Source organism: Pseudarthrobacter raffinosi (assembly GCF_023913835.1).
Taxonomy (GTDB): Bacteria; Actinomycetota; Actinomycetes; order Actinomycetales; family Micrococcaceae; genus Arthrobacter; species Arthrobacter raffinosi.
The window spans coordinates 49,737-65,785 of sequence record NZ_JAMXBG010000001.1 but is presented as its reverse complement, the minus strand read 5'-3'; the positions used below and the strand labels follow the sequence as shown (position 1 = coordinate 65,785).

The 16,049-nt window shown below is 66.6% G+C and carries 11 protein-coding genes and 3 pseudogenes; 2 read left to right on the top strand and 12 right to left on the bottom strand.

What is annotated here, in order from left to right; genetic code table 11:
* The first annotated feature begins 34 nt into the window (after nucleotides 1-34).
* On the top strand, nucleotides 35-1,870 hold the full coding sequence (locus tag NG697_RS00295; RefSeq protein WP_252613107.1) for an ATP-binding protein: 1,836 nt from the start codon (nucleotides 35-37) through the stop codon (nucleotides 1,868-1,870).
* A 15-nt stretch (nucleotides 1,871-1,885) separates the two neighbouring features.
* Here the strand turns inward: NG697_RS00295 and NG697_RS00290 are convergent.
* A pseudogene (locus tag NG697_RS00290) lies at nucleotides 1,886-2,414 on the bottom strand (dihydrofolate reductase family protein).
* Nucleotides 2,415-2,658: 244 nt separating this feature from the next.
* Between NG697_RS00290 and NG697_RS00285 the strand changes: the two are divergent.
* Complete coding sequence (locus NG697_RS00285) at nucleotides 2,659-3,165, top strand: hypothetical protein (protein ID WP_252613104.1); 507 nt, start codon at nucleotides 2,659-2,661, stop codon at nucleotides 3,163-3,165.
* 30 nt (nucleotides 3,166-3,195) lie between these two features.
* On the opposite strand, the gene NG697_RS00280 is transcribed toward NG697_RS00285, so the two are convergent.
* From NG697_RS00280 to NG697_RS00230, 11 genes and pseudogenes are all read right to left on the bottom strand, one after another.
* Nucleotides 3,196-4,104, bottom strand: a complete 909-nt coding sequence (locus NG697_RS00280) for a GGDEF domain-containing protein (protein WP_252613101.1) — start codon at nucleotides 4,102-4,104, stop codon at nucleotides 3,196-3,198.
* Complete coding sequence (locus tag NG697_RS00275; protein WP_252613098.1) at nucleotides 4,101-7,607, bottom strand: response regulator; 3,507 nt, start codon at nucleotides 7,605-7,607, stop codon at nucleotides 4,101-4,103. The genes NG697_RS00280 and NG697_RS00275 overlap by 4 nt, the downstream gene beginning before the upstream one ends.
* A 102-nt stretch (nucleotides 7,608-7,709) precedes the next feature.
* Nucleotides 7,710-9,034, bottom strand: a pseudogene (locus tag NG697_RS00270) (MBL fold metallo-hydrolase).
* A gap of 58 nt (nucleotides 9,035-9,092) precedes the next feature.
* Nucleotides 9,093-9,620, bottom strand: a complete 528-nt coding sequence (locus NG697_RS00265) for an EAL domain-containing protein (RefSeq protein ID WP_308293065.1) — start codon at nucleotides 9,618-9,620, stop codon at nucleotides 9,093-9,095.
* A gap of 176 nt (nucleotides 9,621-9,796) precedes the next feature.
* Entirely contained in the window at nucleotides 9,797-11,170 is a 1,374-nt protein-coding gene (locus NG697_RS00260) for a UDP-glucose dehydrogenase family protein (protein WP_252601203.1), read from the bottom strand.
* Nucleotides 11,167-12,372, bottom strand: a complete 1,206-nt coding sequence (locus NG697_RS00255) for a glycosyltransferase family 4 protein (RefSeq protein ID WP_252601201.1) — start codon at nucleotides 12,370-12,372, stop codon at nucleotides 11,167-11,169. The genes NG697_RS00260 and NG697_RS00255 overlap by 4 nt, the downstream gene beginning before the upstream one ends.
* An 88-nt stretch (nucleotides 12,373-12,460) precedes the next feature.
* Nucleotides 12,461-12,709, bottom strand: a complete 249-nt coding sequence (locus NG697_RS00250; protein ID WP_252601198.1) for an NfeD C-terminal domain-containing protein — start codon at nucleotides 12,707-12,709, stop codon at nucleotides 12,461-12,463.
* 39 nt (nucleotides 12,710-12,748) lie between these two features.
* Complete coding sequence (locus tag NG697_RS00245) at nucleotides 12,749-12,997, bottom strand: flotillin domain-containing protein (RefSeq protein WP_252613407.1); 249 nt, start codon at nucleotides 12,995-12,997, stop codon at nucleotides 12,749-12,751.
* Between the two features lie 542 nt (nucleotides 12,998-13,539).
* A pseudogene (locus NG697_RS00240) lies at nucleotides 13,540-14,043 on the bottom strand (flotillin family protein); the annotation flags it as partial.
* 296 nt (nucleotides 14,044-14,339) lie between these two features.
* Nucleotides 14,340-15,197: an HNH endonuclease gene (locus NG697_RS00235; RefSeq protein WP_252613095.1), complete on the bottom strand. Its 858-nt coding sequence runs from the start codon at nucleotides 15,195-15,197 to the stop codon at nucleotides 14,340-14,342.
* A 365-nt stretch (nucleotides 15,198-15,562) separates the two neighbouring features.
* The gene (locus tag NG697_RS00230) at nucleotides 15,563-16,021 is read right to left on the bottom strand and encodes a DUF4383 domain-containing protein (protein ID WP_374209870.1); all 459 of its coding nucleotides are present in this window, start codon (nucleotides 16,019-16,021) and stop codon (nucleotides 15,563-15,565) included.
* Between the last annotated feature and the right edge of the window lie 28 nt (nucleotides 16,022-16,049).

Below are 16,049 nucleotides of genomic sequence, written 5' to 3'. Positions count from 1 at the left end.
CGCGGCTCGCTTCTTACACTCGCGCCGGCTGTTGTTGGTCCTGGACAATTTCGAACATCTGGAGGAGGCGTGGCCGGTGGTGCTTGGCATGCTCACCGCCGCCCCCGACCTGCGGATTATGACCACCAGCCGACGAAGACTGGGACTGCGCGCCGAATACGAATATGAGCTCGCACCGTTGGCCCTGCCCCCGATTGACCAGCCCCTCCCGCCGACACTGCTACGGGAGGTGCCGGCCGTGAAGCTGCTCCTGGCCCGTGGCCGGGCAGTCCGTCCGCATTTCGATCTTAACCACGGCAACGCGGCTGTTCTCACCCGTCTGTGCCACCGCCTGGACGGCCTTCCGCTGGCAATCGAACTGGCAGCCGCCCAGTTGCGGGATCACAGTGAGGCTGAGCTCCTGGACGACTTGGAGGTCAGCCTTGCCGCGCTGCCGGCAGCCTTCCGCGACCTTCCGGACCGCCAGCGGACCGTCACGGCCACGATCGAGTGGAGCCACCAACTGTTGCGTAAGGCTGAGCGGCGGCTGTTCGATCAGCTCGGCGTCTTCGCTGCTGATCCGACTATGGCGGCAGTCAATAGCATCTGTGGTCAGCCTCCGGGCACGGAAACGATGCCTGAAGACTTGCTCATCTCCCTAGCCCGCCATAGCCTGCTGCATCGCTATACCGATCCCGCGGGACAAAGCCGCGTGTCGATGCTGCATTCGATTCGCGAGTTTGCCCGTGACCGGCTCCGGGTGCTCAACGATGGGTCGGCCGTTCGGCGCCGGCATGCCGAGTACTACCTCGGCCTCGCTGAGTCTGTCGGCCCACAGCTGTGGGGGCGCGAGCAAGTGGACGCCTTCCGGCTGCTGAATGCTGATACACCGGATTTACGCGCCGCACTGTTGTGGGCAACGGGGCCGGATGGCTCCACGGACCTGGCGCTTCGAATGGTCGGGCAACTCTGGCATTACTGGGAGCTCACCGAGGACGTGGCCGAGCAATGCGAGATCGCTCTCAAGCTGGTCGCGGGCACACCCGACGCTCCACCTTCGCTCCAAGCCCCTGCACTCAGTGGAGCAGCGACTCTGTGTTGGCTCCTCGGTCGCAACGACGCGGCGGCCGACCTTCACCACCGCGCGCTTGAGGCATTCCAGAGCGCTGGCAACGACGAAGGCGCCGCCTGGACCACGATGTGCCTGGCAGTGCAGGCGATGGAGATCAACGACACTATCACCGCCCACCGACTCGCTGCAGAAGCATTGGCCATACCTCATGCCAGCCCCCGGACTCGCGCTGCCGCATTCGTTGTTCTGGAGCGGTTAGCCTTCTACGCCGGTGACCACGCGCGAGCCCTTGACCTGAGCCGCGAGAGCGTCAGGCTTGTACGACCGCTCGGCGATCGATGGGCCCTCGGGGTAGTTTTGACTAACCTGGCCGAAAACGCAGAGCGGGCCGGCGACTACGACGCCGCGGAACGGCTGCTCCTCGAGGCGGTCGACGCTGGATTCGAGTTGGGTGCACAGGGCAACCTTGTGGGTTTCCTCGAGTCATTGGCCGGCGTCTACGTGGCCGGGCATGGCGTCGAGCTTGCCATTCGCGTGCTGGCGGCCGCCGACTCCTACCGTACCGACCGGGGCATTCCGCTCTACCCCGCAGAACAGCACCGCATCGAATCGATCATCACCAGGGCGCGCTCCGAGGCCGGTGCGATCCGTTTCGGCCTGGCCTGGACGGCCGGGCAGGCTCTGACCCTCACCCAGATCGTCAAGGACGTGCTCCGCACTAGGCAGGAGGGTAAGCAGCAGGAATTCGTTGCCGACCAGCACATTTATTCATCTTCTGACCAATCTGCAGAAAGTGCCCTGAGCGCGGCGCCGTGGTGACCGCCGCTTTGCCCGTTATTCGCCCAGCAGTCCGTAGGTGCTGACGACGTTGCCCTTCGTGGTCCGGTACTGGCCCTTGAGGCCGAGCCGCGTCACGGGGCCGCCGTCCTGGAACAGCTTCCGGCCGCTGCCGGCCACCACGGGGTGTGTGATCAGGGTCAGCTCATCCAGCAGCCCGGTGAACAGCAATTGGCGCACCACGGAAATGCTGCCGGTGACGGCGATCTCGCCGCCGTCGCGCTCCTTCAGGCCCGCCACGAAGGTGGGAGTTCTGCCACTCGAGCGGCTCCGTCAGCGTCCGGGAGGCCACAAACTTCTCCACCGGGTTGATGAAGCCGGCGAAGTCCTCGTCCACCGACGCTGTGGGCCAGTACCCAGCCCATTCCTGGTAGCTCACCCGGCCAAGCACCACGGTGTCCACGCTTTCCATCATGCGGGTCAGGGCCTTGCCGAGGTCGTCGTCGAAGCTGTCGAATTGTCAGAGGAACGGGTCCGAGACCACGCCGTCAACGGAGTGGAACAGGCCGGACGTAACTTTGCGCATGAGGACCTCCAAGATCAGGGCGGGTGTCATCCACGGTATTGGCAATGCCCGCAGCTCGGAAGCCCCCGCCGGTGGTTGAGCCGGGCGAAACCTGGATCTCGACGGGCTCGATCACCGCTCTCGAGCGGGCCGCAGTTAGGTTCGTCACCACCGCCTGCGTGTTGCGCGAATCCGCGGGCCTGCAGCCGCATACTGGTGTTCATGCGGCCTCTCACCGCACCCCGGCCAGGCAGGAGGAAAATGCATGGAAACCCTGAAGAAAATCGTACGCAACCAGTACTTCCCCGCGGCCGCGGTGTTGACGGCAGTATTGCTTTTCTGGATCATCGCCATGTTCGGCGGGCTCTCCCTGTTGAACAACAACCAACCTCCCATGGCCACCCTGACGTGGATGCTGTTCGTCTATGCCGCGGCTGTCCTGACGCCGCTGGCAGGCATCCTTGCCGGTGTGGACCTGGTCCGCCGCTGGCGCCGCAACCGGATGTATGCGTTGATTGAGCTGGAGCAGGACGGGACCGCCCAGTACGAAGCCGCGCAGGATGAACGGGTGCAGGACGAGGAAGCTGAGGCCCCGGTGCAGCCCGCCGAGCCCGAAGCCCGAAGGCAGTCCGCCCCGAAACAGCCCGCACAGCACCGCCCGGTAACCCAGCAGCAGCCCGCCAAGCGCCATCCGGTGCAGCAGCAGCCTGCTCAGCAGCAGACCGCGAAGAAGCAGCCGGGTCAGACCAAGCAGCGCAAAAAAGCCGCGTAGCCACCGGCCAATACAGGCCAAGGCTAAACGCTACAGCGCCAGCTCCACCCGGTTCCGGCCGGCCGCCTTCGCGGTGTAGAGGGCGGCGTCGGCTTCACCCAGGAGGGTGTCGGCGTCTGCCCGGTGCTCGGCCGTGAACGCGGAAATCCCGGCGCTCAGCGTCAGCTGCCCCAGCGGATCCCCGGAGTGGACAATTTCCAGCTCGCGCACGGTATCCAGCGCCCGCTCCATAAAGGCCTTTGCGCTCAGCTGTGACTGGTTCGGCAGGACCAGCAGGAACTCCTCGCCGCCGTACCGGTACACGCCGTCGGTTTTCCGCGCCGCACTCACCAGCGCCCCCGCCACGGCACGCAGCGCGAGATCGCCTGCCTGGTGCCCGTAGATGTCGTTGTAGCTCTTGAAGTTGTCCACGTCGCACATGGCCACGCAATACCCCTCCGTGTACCGCTGGCTGCGCGCATGCAGCTGCTCGAGGTCCTCGGAGAGCTTGAGCCGGTTGTGGAGGCCGGTCAGTGGATCGGTCCGCGCCTGCTGCGAGAGCACCTTCCGGTAATGGGCCAGATCAGCGTGCAGCGTGGTCACGCGGAGCGCCACCAGCAGCCGGGCATGCAGGACAAACGGATCCAGCGGCTTGGTGACGTAGTCGTCCGCCCCGGCTGCGAGCCCGGCGAGCACATCGTCCCGGGATCCTTGCGACGTCAGCAGCACGATGTACGTGTACAGGTCCGCCTCGCGCGCCCGGATGGCCCGGCACAGCGCCAGCCCGTCCATCCCGGGCATCATCCAGTCCGTGACCACCACATCGGGCTGGTGTTCCAGGTACAGGGCCCACGCCTCGTCACCGTCGGCCGCCGTCAGGCAGTCATGCCCGGAGCGTTTGACGGCGGCGCGGGCCACCAGGAGCGAGCCCGGATCGTCATCTGCCACCAGGACTTTCACTGTGCCACCTCCAGCGCTAGATCGAGTTCAAAGTCCACACGCACCAGCTCAGCTTCCAGCCGGCTGACCAGCTGCCGGCCGCCGTCGAGCTTTCCGCTGCGTCCCATGTCCTCCAGCTCGCCGCTCAGACTTGCGACGGCGGTAGCTCCGATGTTGGCCGCCGCACCCTTCAGGGCGTGCGCGGCCTGCGCCAGAGCCGGCCCGCCGCCGTTGGTCACCGCTTCGCGCAGTGCCGCGAGCCGCGCGGGAACGTCCTTCCGGAACGCCTCCGTCGTTGCGGGCAGCAGGCCCAGGCCGTCCTCGGGGCCGAGGTCGCGCAGCATGGCCAGCCGGTCCGCATCCAGCGCCGGCGGACGTCCACCGGTGACGGCCAGCAGCTGGGGAGCCTCCTCCCGCTGAGGAGCCGTCGGCTCCGGCGGCGCAGAACGCTCCGTGGCCTGCTCGGGGACCCAGCGGGCCAGGGCGGCTTCAAGCTCGGCGGCATCCACCGGTTTGGAGAGGTAATCGTCCATGCCGGCGGCGAGGCAGCGTTCCCGGTCCCCGTCCAGGGCGCCGGCGGTCATGGCGATGATGGGAAGGTGGCTGGCCCCGCCGTCGCGCCGACGGATGATGCGCGTGGCCTCGAACCCGTCCATCACCGGCATGTGGCAGTCCATCAGGACGGCGGCGTACCGCGTGCTGGCGGTGGCGGCCACGGCTTCGGCGCCGTCGGCAACCACGTCCACCGCGTAGCCGAACTTGGTCACCGTGGCGCGGGCCACCAGCTGGTTCACCTCGTTGTCCTCCACCACCAGGATGCGGCCCCGCAATGCGCCCCGAAGGGAGGACTCAGGCGACGACGCATCGGACGACTCCGGGGAGGACTCGGGCGACGAACCGGACGACTCAGCCGACGGCTCAGCGTCGGAAGGCCGGCCGGACCCAGAAGCCGCCGGGGCATGGTGTTCACTCGTGGACATCAGCCGGATCAGGCGGTTGTAGAACTCGGAGCTGCGGACCGGTTTCATGAGCCATTCGCGGACTCCCGCGTCGGCGATCTCGGCGGCGTTGACCTGCATGGTGGACGTGAGCATGATCAGCTCGATGTCCGCCAGAGCGGCGTCGGCCTTGAGTTCGCGGGCCAGCTCCAGGCCATCGGTATCCGGCATGCAGAGGTCCAGTACGGCCAGGTGGAAGGGCACTCCGGCCGTTGCGGCTTCGTGGGCGCGGGCCAGCGCGGCGCGGGCATCCGGCACGGCCTCCGGCTGCAGCTTCCAGCCGCGCAGCTGGGATTCCAGCACCAGACGGTTGGTGGCGTTGTCGTCCACCACCAGGACGCGCAGCCCGGTAAGGAAACCGGCGGCCGGCACGGGATCCGTGGACGGCGGTGCCACAGGCACGGGGATGCGGAACCAGAACGTGCTGCCCTCCTCCGGGACGCTTTCGAGCCCGATCTCACCGTCCATGGCCTCAGTGAGCCGGCTGCAGATGGCCAGGCCCAGCCCGGTGCCGCCGTAGCGCCGGGTGGTGGAAGCATCAGCCTGCGAGAAGGATTCGAACAGCCGCGCGTGGTGCGAAGGGTCGATCCCGATTCCCGTATCGCGGACCTCGAAGCAGACCATGGCGGTGGCCCCGGGTTTCGCGTCAGGCGTCTCCGTCGTCACCCGGATGGACACCTCACCGGCCGCCGTGAACTTCACGGCGTTGGAGGCGAGGTTGAGCAGGATCTGGCGGATCCGGCCGGAATCACCCTGCAGCCTGGCCGGAACGTCCGGTTCGCAGTAGGCGATCAGCTCCAGGTTTTTGGCCTGCGCGGGCTCGGTCAGCAGGCCCGCCACTTCCTCCACGAGGACGCGGGGATCGAAGGCGCGGATATCCAGGTCAACCTTGCCGGCTTCCAGTTTGGAGAAGTCCAGGATGTCGTTAATGAGGGACAGCAGCGCCTCGCCGGCGCCTTTGACGCCCTGGGCGTACTGCTTCTGCGTCTGGTCCAGAGGCGTCGTCTCAAGCAGCAGTGCGGTGAGCCCCACTACGCCGTTCATGGGGGTGCGGATTTCATGGCTCATGGTGGCCAGGAACTCGGACTTGAGCCGGCTGGATTCCAGCGCCGCTTCCCTGGCCGCCTTCAGCTCCAGTTCGGCGGCCCGGCGCAGCGTGATGTCCCTGGCGATAACGGCGATCCCGCGGACTGTCGCTCCTTCACGGATGGGGGAAATGGTCAAGGACACGGGGATGATGGCGCCGTCCTTGCGCAGGTGCTCCGTTTCGAAGCTCATGGCCTCGCCGCCGTCGCGGAGCTGCTCGAAAACCTCGTCGCCGCCGTCCGTACTGCCCGGCGGCAGGAGGAAACGCGCGTCCCGGCCGATCGCTTCCGCGGCCGTGTAGCCGTACTGGTGCTGCGCTCCCGGGTTCCAGCTGGTGATGATGCCGTCGGGCGTGGTGCTCAGGATGGCGTCCGTGGAGGAGTTCACGATCGCGCCCAAGCCCTCCAGCTCAGCCGTCCTGGCCGCCACTTCCTGCTCCAGCCCGGTGGTCAGGGTCAGGTTCTCGATGACGATCAGCACCTGGCGGACCAGGACGAGAGCCATGGTGACTCTTGCCACCACCAAGAGGAAAGTACTCATTTCCTGCACATGCGGGGCCGCGAGCACCACCACAGCCACCAGGATGGGTGCGTAGGGGAGCAGCTCCAGGGCCAGCGCAAACGCCCTGCGGTCCGGCCGCGGGTTTTCCGCATAGGGGACCAGCGGTGCCAGCGCAATCAGGAGGAAGGCGATAATCCAGCCCAAGGCGAGCGGTGAACCGGTGACTCCCGTGACGCCGTCGGACGTCAACCGCACGTAGCTGCTGTCCGTGACAGTGAGGACCAGCAGGCCGCCGCCGAAGCACAGCCAAGGCAGCCGTTCGCCGGGCTGCCGGCGCATCCCCAGGACCAGCACCAGCGACGTGATGATCACGTCCACCACAGGGTAGGCCATGGTGGTGAGCCGGGTCAGGAGGTTGCCCTCGGCGCTGAGGGCCGGGCCCAGCGTCACGTACCAGCTGATCGCCAGGACCGAGCCTGCGATGACCGCTGCGTCCAGCACTGGCCGGAGCAGTCCCACGCGGGTGGTGCCGCCTGGGCGCTTAAAGCTGAAAAGCGCGACGGCGGCCGGCACCGAATGCGCGAGGAACAGGGCATCGGCCAGGGAGGGGAACGGGTACACGTGGTTGTTGGCGAGCCCGAAGTAGGTCCAGACCGCCTGGCCGGCGGCCCAGACATAGGCGGCCACCGACATCAGGGTCCATGCGCGCGCGTTCACCCCACCGCGGCGAGCGGCCCGGGCGCAGCTGCGACCTGCCAGCGCGGCGGCCACGAGGATGGCGAAGTCGCCCGCCACCATCGCCGCCGGAGTGCCGCTGTTGGCAGCAAGAAACAGTCCGAGCACGCCCAGCACCACGGCAGAAAACACTATGAGCCAACCCCAGATGGCCATTCTCTTGCCGATGGCGGGACGTTGATTCAGAAGACCGGTCTGAGACACGCGGATCCTTCCCCATAGGTGCGCCCGTCACCCACAAAAAACCGAGACCTGGGCCCGCCCGAGACCTGGGCGGAGACGCATCCTTATGCTATCCCTCACAACTCAAGAAGGACCGTACTTCGCGTCCACATGAACTACCCGCCGGCCCGCGCGCTGCAACAGGCTTGCAGCCACCCCGGAGCGGTATCCGGTGGCGCAGTGCACCCACACCGTGCCCGCCGGAATCTCGGCCATCCGCGTCAGCAGCTCATGCAGCGGGATGTTCACCGCCCCGGCGACGTGGCCGGCGTCGTACTCTTCCGTCCGGCGGACATCGAGCACCACGTCCCCGGCGCTTCGCCCGTGCAGCAGATCTTCCCAGCCCACACGCGGATAGTGCACGACGGCGGTGCCAGGCGCGAGTGCCGACGGCTCCGCTCCGAGGGCGGCGTCGGGGGAGTCGATGCCGATGCGGCAGAGGTCCGGATGGCCTTTTCGACGTCGTCCTCTGCACCGACCAAGGTGAGCTGCTGGTTCCACGGCAGGACCCAGCCCAGGTAGGCGGTGAAACTGGAGCCGCGGCCGTACTCGAAGCTCACCGAGCCCTGGAGGTGGCTGCTGGCGAACGCCACCCGGTGGCGCAGGTCAACCACCCATTCGCCGTCCGCGAGCCGGCGCGAGAGCTCTGTTGCGTCCAGTGATTCGGGCAAGGTGAGGTCCGCCGGGCCTGGCCCCTGCCGGTTCGCCGGGGCCATGTGCGCGTAGTAGGACGGGTAGGCGGTCAGGTTGTTGATGAGCTCCTGCACAAAGTGGTCCTCATCGGCGTCGGTGAACGCGTGGTTGGTTTCCTGCTGCTCGGCGATGGTGGACCATCGGGCGCTCGACGCCGGCCCCGACGAGCAGAACGAGCCGAACCCGTGCGTGGGGTACAGGGCAGCGTCCGGATTGGCCCCGGCGGCCAGGCGGCGGACCGAGGAGTACTGGTCGTGGGTGAGCTGTTCGGTGTCCTCGTCGCTGACCAAATCAGTCCGGCCCACTGACCCGTAGAGCAAGCTTCCGCCCGAGAACACGGCCTGCTCCTCGCCGTCGCTGACAACGTAGCTGAGGTGGTGGTGGGTGTAGCCGGGCGTGGCCACCGCCTTCACGGTGAGCCGGCCCACATGGACCGTGCCGCCGTCGGCTATTGGCGTGCGTTCAAACGCGACGTCGTCGTTTGCGCTCACCAGGTACAGGGCACCGTGCGCACGGGCGAGGATGAGGCCGCCACTGAGGTAGTCGTTGTGCAGGTGGGTTTCGGCAACATGGGTGATCCGGACGTTGGCTGCCGCCGCCGCAGCCTCCACCCGGTCCATGTCCCGCTGCGGATCGATGACCAGCGCCACCTCGCCGTCGTGGACCAGGTAGCTGCGGTCCCCGAGCGGGCGGGTTTCGATGACAACGACGTCCATAGATCCATTGTCCTCGCCTTGCCGGACGCGTGCCCGGATTCCCATTTGGCAAAGATGCTTAGCCTGGGCCGGAGCGGCTCGCCAACGCATAGAGCGCATGTCCGGCGTTCTTCAGCGCGTGCTCGAAGCGGTCGGCCGGTTCCGGGTGCGAGAACAGGTAGCCCTGCAGCGAATCGCATTCGAGTGCGATGAGGTAATTCGCCTGCTCGTCGGTTTCGATGCCTTCTGCTGTGACGGTCAGTCCCAGGCTGTGCGCCATATTGATCATGGAGTTCAGGATGGGCAGGCGTTCCGTGCCGGTGCGAATCATGGAGACAAACGTCTTGTCGATTTTGACGATGTCCACCGGCAGCTCCTGCAGCCGTCCCAGCGAGGAGTAGCCCGTACCGAAATCGTCCAGCGCCACCCGGGCACCGGCCTCCCGCAACCGGCTGAGCTGTTCGATCACGTTGCAGTCGGCGTCGAAGAACACGCTCTCGGTTACCTCGAAAACCAGCTGGTAAATGCCCACGCCGCACGATTCCGAAAGGTCCAGGACTTTCTCGGCAAAGTCGAGTTCCTGCAGCTGGACCCCCGAGACGTTCATGGACAGCGCCTGGATCCCCCCATGCGTTACCACCCCCAAGGACATCATAAAGTGCACGTGCGGATCGTGGAGCGAAAATGCGTGACCTTCGCGCGGCCGCCGGAATTGGAGGTCCGGGAATTGGCGCTTCTGCTGGTGCGCGGTGCGCGAATCCGGCTAAGAGTTACGCACTTCTGTCAGGCCCGCGTCGGCAATGTGATGGGAGCCGCCCCCGCAGGCCTACCCAGCCCGCGGACCACCCAGCCTTCCGCCTGCCAGGCAGCGGCGTCGAGCACGTTCCTGGCGTCCAGGATCATCCGCCGCCGCACCAAAGCGCCCGCAGCGGCAGGGCTCAGGCGCAGGTACTCGTCCCACTCAGTGAGGAGGAGCACCAGCTCCGCACCCTCCAAGGCCCGTGTTGCCGGGGTCTCGAACCGCAGTTGCGGATACCGCAGCCAGGCGTGGTTCACGGCCTTGGGATCGGTCACTGTCACGTGTGCGCCGGCGGCTGCCAGCCGGGCCGCGACGTCCAGGGCGGGGGAGTCGCGGATGTCATCGGTCTCGGGCTTGAAGGAGGCTCCGAGGATGGTGATCGCGCGTCCGGCGAGCCCGCCCCCGCACAGTTCCGCGGCAAGCGACACAGTCCGGGTCCGCTGGCGGACGTTGATGGCATCCACCACACCCATCCAGTCGTTCACCGGATCCACGCCCAGAGAGGCGGCCTGGCTGCGAAGGCTGCGGATGTCCTTGGGCAGGCACCCGCCGCCGAAGCCCAGCCCGGCATGCATGTAGCGGTTGCCGATTCTCGGGTCCATGCCCATGGCCTCGCTGAGTTCGGCCACGTCCGCGCCGGACGCGTCGCACAGTTCGGAAATGGCGTTGATGAAGCTGACCTTAGTGGCCAGGAACGCGTTGGCGGCCGACTTGATCAGTTCAGCCGTGGCAAAGTTGCACACCAGGCGCGGAATCCCGGCGTTCAGCAGCGGCTCATAAACGGCATCCAGCGCGGCCGTCACGGCACGCGGCGCCCCGGTCTTGGGGTTGAAGGCCGCGGCGCGTCCGCCCGCCACACCGTAGACCAGCCGGTCCGGGACCAGCGAGTCCTTCACCGCTGTGCCCTGCCGCAGGAACTCCGGGTTCCACCCCACCTGCACGTCCGGCCGCCCCGCGAGGACGCCCTGGAGCATGTCCACCGTGCCCACGGGCACGGTTGATTTACCGACGACGACGGCGCCCCTCGCCAGGTGCGGGAGCAGCGCCTCGGTGGCGGAAACGAGGAAGGTGAGGTCGGCGCCGTCGGACGTCTTGGACTGCGGCGTCCCGACGCACAGGAAGTGGACCTGGGCGCCGGCGGCAGCGGCGACGTCGGTGGAGAACGTGAGGCGGCCGGTGCTGCGTCCGTCGCGGAGCAGTTCGTCCAGGCCGGGTTCGAAGAAGGGGGCCTGGCCACGGCCCAGCTGGTCCACTTTGGTGGCGTCCACGTCGATGCCCACCACGGTGTGGCCCATGGACGCGAGCGTGGCGGCGTGCACGGCGCCGAGGTAGCCGCAGCCGATCACCGATATTTTCACAGGGACGCTCCACTTTTGGTTTGGGCAGGCTCAACCACCGGGCGGCGGCTCTTGGTTTCGACGGTTTCAGCCAACGGTTCTCCGGCGATTACTGATTGGTACTGACGCACCAGCTCGGCGCTGAGCACCGGCCACGTCCGCGGCTGTACCGAGGCGTGCGCTGTCCTGGCGAACGCGCGGCGCTTGGCGTCGTCGCCCATCAGGTCCATCACCCGGGCCCGGAAACCGGCCAGGTCGCCGGGCTGGTACAGCCAGCCCGTACGGGAGTTTTCCACCAGGTCCAGAGGCCCGCCGCGGCCCGTGGCCACCACCGGCACCCCCGATGCCATGGCCTCCTGGATGGTCTGGCAGAACGTCTCGAACTCGCCGGGATGGACAAAAAGGTCGAAGGACGCCACCGCCTTCGCCAGCTCCTCACCGCCGAGGAACCCGGTGAACACCGCGTCCGGCAGGGCTTCCTGCAGGGCGGACTTTTGGGGTCCGTCGCCCACAATCACCAGCTTGGTGTTCGGGACGTTGGCGAGCGCGGCGAGGTCCTCCACCTGTTTTTCGATGGCCAGCCGGCCGACGTAGCCGATGATCCGCTCACCGCCGGGGGCAACCCTTGCCCGCCACCCGGCGTCGCGCTTTTCCGGCGAAAACCGCGCGGTATCCACACCGCGCCGCCACATGCCCACCCGCGGAATCCCGCGGCCGCGCAACTGGTTCAGCGCGAAGGTGGACGGCACCAGGGTGCGGGTGGCCAGCAGGTGGATGTTCTCCACCCGGTTCCATGCCCAGTTCTCCAGGAACGGCACACCATAGCGGGCGGCGTAGCTGGGAACCTCGGTCTGGTAGATGGCTATGGTGGGGATCCCCAACTGATGCGCGGCCTGCACTGCCCGCCACCCGAGGATAAACGGCGATGCGAGGTGGACAACGTCGGGTGCGTAGTCGGCAAGGATTCGCTTGACCCGGTACACACCGCCCATCGCCACTCGAACGTTGGTGTAGCCGGCCAGCGGAACCGCGGGAACCCGGTGCACCGTCGCGCCGTGAACCACCTCGGCCGGTCCCACGAACTCGGAGACAGCATAGGTGGAAGGGGCGATGACCAGGACGTCGTGGCCCTGGTCCTCCAGGTGTTCAAGCACCCTCAGGATGGAGTGGGTCACTCCGTTCATCAGCGGCAGGAATGACTCGGCAACAATTGCGATCCTCACCCCTCCACGGTGGGCGCGTCGCCTGTCGGGGCGGGGTCACCTGGGTTGAGTAGAGGGAAAGGTTGGGTTAACAGATCAGCGCTTGGGGTCAGCCGCCTTCGCCGTGCCGCAGCACGTCCGGGAGTTCGTCCACATAGACCGTTTGCGGCGGCTCGAAGTAGATGACCAGCACTTCGTCGCCCACCGCGAAGATGCTCGTCTTGTCGAATGGGTGGGCGTGGAACGCGTTGGTGCCGCCCAGGTAGGGCAGCATGACCTCGCCGAGGGTTCCGGGCCCAATGCGCCCGGTCACGCGGCCGATCTTGCCGGTAAGGCTCCGGTCAACGTTTCTATGCATCGGGGCCTTTCGCGGGGCGCTTGCCTTCCCGGCTGTTCTTCAGTGCCGAGGACAAGGCAGGAAGGTAGTCACCCACTGAGCCAGGATGCCGCCCAGCATCTTGTTGACGCCCTCGCCGCCGTTCAGCACGGTCATCTGGCCCACGTGGGAGAAAGGCTCGGCCGCTGCGGCGATGATGGCCGGCATGTTTTCGGCCAGCTGCTGCGAAATGACGGCGTCCTGGTTGGTCCCGAGTGCTTCGGCCCGCGCCTTGATGCCGTCTTCCTCGGCCAGCGCCTTGGCCTTGATGGCGGAGGCCGCGGCGTCACCGCGGGCCCTGGTGGCAGCGGCTTCGGCCTCGCCGGTACCTTCGTGGCTCCGGCCGCGGCCGCCGCGGCAGTGGCGTTCGCCTGGGCCTGCAGCTCCGTCCGGCGGGCGTTGGCCTGGGCCTCAAGTTCCGTGCGGCGGGCCAGCGCTTCGGCGGCGCTGATGTCCGCCGCTTTCTGGCCCTCCGCGTCTGTGCGCTTGGCATACGCCCTGGCGTCGGCGGGCTTCCGGACCGTGGTCTGGAGCTTCTGCTCCTCCCGGTCCGCCTCAAGCTTGGCCACTTCCGTTTCCTGAACGACGACGTGCTGCCGCGCGGTCGCATCCGCCAGCGGTCCCGCCTGGGCGGCCTCGGCTTTGGCCCGCTCGGCGTTCGCCTGCGCCACCGACTGCCGGATGGCCGAAACGCTCTGCGCGTCCGCGATCATTGCAGCCGCCTCGGCCTCCTTCTCGGCCGCCTCACGGTTCCGCGTGGCCTCCGCGATCCGGGCCTCCATTTTGACCTGGGCGATGTGGGGCTTGGCGATGTTCTGGATGTACCCCGTGGGGTCCTGCAGGTCCTTGATCTGCAGCGAATCCACCACCAGCCCCAGCTTCTCCATTTCCACTCCGCTGGCGCTGCGGACCTGGGACCCCATCTTGTCCCGTTCGCGGATGATCTCTTCAACGGTCATGCTTCCGATGATGGACCGCAGGTGGCCCTCAAAGACGTTGTAGACCTGGCTTTCCATTTTGGGCTGCTGGCCCAGGAAACGCCTGGCCGCATTTGCGATAAACGGCGGGGCGTCACCGATTTTGTAAATTACCACGCCTTCCACAATCACCTGGATGCCCTGCCAGGTCACGCAGGAAACCTTAAGCTCCGTTTCATTCAGCGTCAGGGAAAGCGTGCGGACGGTCTGCAGGCCCGGAAATACCAGGGCGCCCTTTCCGGTGACAATCTTGAAGTCCATCCCGGCCCGGGTTTCCAGGGTTCCGCGGGTCAGGCCGGAGATGATCAGGGCCTCATTGGGCTCCGCCACTTTCCACATCAGTTTGATGGCCCCCCAGACAAAGCCGACCACCAGCATTGCCCCGATAATCGCGGCAAGAAGCGGGAAGAATGCTGACAGATCCGGCATGACGAGGTCCTTTCGCGCGTGCGGAACAGGCCTCCCAGGAAAGCCCCAATAATGGCAGCTGCTCAGTCCCTGCCGGTATTGCGTGTCTCCAATTCCGGCCAGCCGGCCAGCTGTTGTAGACAGTCTGGTTGGCGCCCGCCCAAGAGTCCAGGGCGCGGGCTGTTGCGTGGGGGTTTCAACAGGCTGGATCTCGACCGGCCAGGCTCCTATTTGCCGAGGATCTCGCGGGCAACGCGCTGGGCCTCAATCTCCTCAGGGGCAACGGTGGTTCCGCGGAGGTATCCGGCGGTGGCCATGATTTGCCGCAGCTCGGCCTGCGTGCGCGGCGTGCTGACTCCGTGGTGGGCCATGCCATGGCAATTGGCACAGAGCGGAACCAGATCCGTGAGCGGATCCAGCTGGTAGCCGCCGCCGAGTTGGGCCGCCGGCACCACATGGTGGACGTCGATGAAGTCCTTGCCGAGCTCCCCGTACGCCAGTTCGAAGGAGAACCCGCAAGCCGCGCAGCTGTTGCCGCGGTGCGCGATACACGCCCGCCGGGCCTCGGGGTCACGCTCGTAGCGGTTGGCGGCGACGCGCACGACGGCGGTCTCGGGGTATGTGCCGGGCACAGGTTGGGTTGGGTCGGGTCCTTGTGCCGGTCCGTGAGTGGCCCAGAGCGCAAGGACCGCGGCTTCGTCGCCGGACTCCAGCGCCATGCCCCCGGTTTCGGCGCTGTCCCAGACGACGCCGGGCACCGCTGCGTCGAGGACCGCCGCAGGCACGTGGTCGCCCAGCGGCAGGAGCGCATCGAACGCCACCTGCGCGGTGAACTCAGGCTGGCCCGACGACGTGGCCGCTTGATCCGGGTGCCCGGGCTGCCCCGACAGGACAACGCCATGGCCGATCAGGCCGGGGCCGTGCGCTCCCAGCAGGAGCAGCCACACGCCGGTGCCGGGGGCAACGCTCTGGCCCACGCTCCAAGGCTCCAGGTGCAGCCCTGTCACGGCGACGTGTTCAGTAACAGCCGCGTAGTTCCAGCGGTTCCAGCCGGCCGGGTCCCAGCCCAGGATGATGGCGCTCATGGGGCCATTGTTGCAGGCTCCATGGCCCGTGCCGCCTTTGGCGCGAACGGACACTTGGGGGCCCTGACTTCCAAGCGCGAACTTGCAGGTAATACCGTCAAAACCGAGTTTTGAGGGTATTACCTGCCGGTTCGCGCCACGGCGGGCAACAAGTGACCGTTCGCGCTGGACCCATTGCGGGGCACTAAGTTGCCACGCGATCAGAACGTGGCCACGCGCCGCCGTCGGCCGCTAAGAAGCCCACAAAGAAGCCGGTGCAGCTGTTCGCGGAACGCGGCAACTGCACCGGCGAGTAGGACGAAAATTCAGAACTTATTGATCATTTCTCATTCGCGGCTCCTGTATCCCGGCCTGTCATTTCCGGGCTATTTCCTCTCGCCGGACATGTTCCTGGAGAACAGCCAGCCAGCAGCTACCATCGCTACGCCCAGCACCAGGTGGGTCCAGTTGTCAGCCATGTTGAACGACAGGAAGTTGGCCGCCGAGTCAACGCCGACACTGAGCCCGAAAATGCTGAGGATGATGTACAGCGCGCCTGCTCCGATGAGGAAGTTCCGTGCGCCGTGTTCGGTCCGGGACATCGCCCAGCCCGTTGCGCCAATGACCAGCTGCACAATATTGAGCAGCATGGACACCTGGAACAGCCCAAGGAACATTGCATGGGAATCAGGTCCCAGGAACATCAATTCGCTGTACTGGGTGGTGACGCCGGGGATAAAGCCCAGGGCACCCACCACCAACAACAGGATACCTACTCCCATGCCCGCATTCTGGACGTCTGCGCGCCCAAAATGAACGTGTGCATGTGGGGATGCGGTAGTCATTTTTTCTGCCTCCAACCACTGATTGCGG

What these genes read in the sequence shown, in the direction of transcription:
- NG697_RS00235 (WP_252613095.1), bottom strand. Translation starts at nt 15,197, where the DNA reads ATGAGCGCCATCATCCTGGGCTGGGACCCGGCCGGCTGGAACCGCTGG.
- NG697_RS00285 (WP_252613104.1), top strand. Translation starts at nt 2,659, where the DNA reads ATGGAAACCCTGAAGAAAATCGTACGCAACCAGTACTTCCCCGCGGCC.
- NG697_RS00230 (WP_374209870.1), bottom strand. Translation starts at nt 16,021, where the DNA reads ATGACTACCGCATCCCCACATGCACACGTTCATTTTGGGCGCGCAGAC.
- NG697_RS00250 (WP_252601198.1), bottom strand. Translation starts at nt 12,709, where the DNA reads ATGCATAGAAACGTTGACCGGAGCCTTACCGGCAAGATCGGCCGCGTG.
- NG697_RS00265 (WP_308293065.1), bottom strand. Translation starts at nt 9,620, where the DNA reads ATGAACGTCTCGGGGGTCCAGCTGCAGGAACTCGACTTTGCCGAGAAA.